The organism is Methylobacterium sp. E-041 (genome assembly GCF_022829665.1).
In the GTDB taxonomy this organism is placed as follows: Bacteria; Pseudomonadota; Alphaproteobacteria; order Rhizobiales; family Beijerinckiaceae; genus Methylobacterium.
The window spans coordinates 1-956 of sequence record NZ_JAKSYQ010000035.1 but is presented as its reverse complement, the minus strand read 5'-3'; the positions used below and the strand labels follow the sequence as shown (position 1 = coordinate 956).

Annotated in this window: 1 protein-coding gene; it reads right to left on the bottom strand. The window is 58.9% G+C overall.

The window, feature by feature from the left end; translation table 11 throughout:
* Positions 1–575, bottom strand: a 575-nt coding sequence (locus tag MKK70_RS01855; RefSeq protein ID WP_243945569.1) for a PAS domain-containing protein, incomplete at its 3' end; no start/stop codon positions are given.
* Positions 576–956: the final 381 nt, after the last annotated feature.

Here is a 956-nt window from a genome sequence, read left to right as displayed (position 1 = left end):
TTCTGAGCCAGCCGTCGCCCCAGCTCCAACAGCAACGCATCCGCACAGCTCTTCAGCCGTGGGTCCTGCATCTCGACGATCGCCTGTTGCGCAGCGATGGCGTGTTCGGCTGCGCGATCCAGCGCGCTGTCCTCATTCTCGACCCCGGAACCTCTGCTGGCATCCTCCGTCATGCGCATCTGCGTTATATCGACGAGAATGCCAGCCCCGTTCCACCGGCGCCCAACATGATCCGTAGTGAAGCTACCGCGATCCAAAACCCAACGGGTCCGACCATCCACCGAGATCACGCGGTACTCGGTGAGAAAGGGGCTCCCATCACGGGTGCTACGATTGATCAAAGCACGGACCCGTTCCCGATCGTCGGCGTGGATGCTATCGATGAAGCACGAGAGCGGTAGACCGGCCTTGGCGTCATCAGGATCGACGTTGAAGACCAGCGCCACGAAGGCATCGACGCGAGTCAAGTCGGTCGTGGCGTCCCACTCCCATCGCCCGATCACATCCATGGCGTCCAGAGCCGTCTGAAAGGCTTCCGGACTGGTCCGAACACTGAGGGTCTTATTCTTTGGCACTCAAAATCCGCCTTTGAGCCCGAAGGCGGTTTCATGTACAGCCGTAAGGATACAAGTTCAAGTCAAATCTTATCATTTGATAGCAACTGTGACGTGTTTGCAATGCTGGTACAACGCGCAAATTGCATTATGGATACCGTGACACATGTGCTCCGTCCGCTCGCAAAGGGATAAGTCATGGGATCGAAAGCGCCGCCTCCCAGCCCACCGCTGCAAGCCGGCCCGCAAGAGGACGACACCGATCGGCTTCCTCGATCAGTGAGCCTCATGGCCAAGAGCACGCCCCTACAGCGGATCGCCGACGCGCTGCAGGTCTCGCTGACCGTTCTGTATCAATCGCAGAACGCGATCGAAGCGGTATCCAAGCCCGTGGAGCAGACA